At 60.4% G+C, this 824-nt stretch carries 1 protein-coding gene; it reads left to right on the forward strand.

The window, feature by feature from the left end:
- Positions 1-164: 164 nt before the first annotated feature.
- On the forward strand, positions 165-824 hold a 660-nt coding region (locus EWH12_RS21980), incomplete at its 3' end, for an IS1634 family transposase (RefSeq protein WP_422917753.1).

An 824-nucleotide genomic window follows, 5' to 3' on the forward strand; every position in this document is an offset into this window, starting at 1 on the left:
CCCAAGTTGAACAGTGCCGGCGGAACACGCAGGGAACGCGAGCTGGTAAGTATTTGATTTTGCTAGGCGTGGGTTTGGGGGCAAAACCGGATGTGCTAACAACATTTTGCCTGTAACTGGCCGTTTGGTTTATCTTTACGAGTACAGGCAGTAACAACCTGGCCATGTATGTCGTCGAACGAGTCGCGCGCGGCCACCGCTATCTTTACCTGGTCGAGAGCGTGCGCGAGGGCAAAACTGTCCGCCAGCGCACGATCAAGGCTCTGGGCCGCAAGGATGCGCTGGCCGCAAGTGGCGAACTCGACAGACTGGCCGCCTCGATCGCACGTCACGCAGAGCGCAGCATCATTCTGTCCGATATCGATGCAGGCCGGATCGTAGCCCGCAGGATCGGAGGCCCGTTGCTGTTCGGGCGCCTGTGGCAGCGGCTTGGCATCGATGCTGTATTGGAAGAGGTGCTGGAAGGGCGCCAGTTCGGCTTTGCCGTGGAGCGCGCCGTATTTGTCGCTACACTGCACCGCCTGTTCGTCTCAGGCTCGGACCGAGCCTGCCTGGACTGGATGGAGAGCTACGCCATCGACGGCAGCGAGGATCTTGCCCTCCATCACTTCTATCGCGCCATGGCCTGGCTCGGCGAGGAGATCGAGGAGAAGGCAGAAGGCGCATTGGCACCTCGCTGTGTGAAGGACGTGATCGAGGAGAAGCTGTTCGATCGCCGGCGGGACCTGTTCACTGATCTCAGCCTGGTGTTCATGGATACGACGTCGCTCTCGTTCTACGGTGCAGGCGGCGACACGCTGGGTCGGCGTGGTCATTCCAAGGAC

This window comes from Sphingobium cupriresistens, from assembly GCF_004152865.1.
Lineage (GTDB): Bacteria > Pseudomonadota > Alphaproteobacteria > Sphingomonadales > Sphingomonadaceae > Sphingobium > Sphingobium cupriresistens.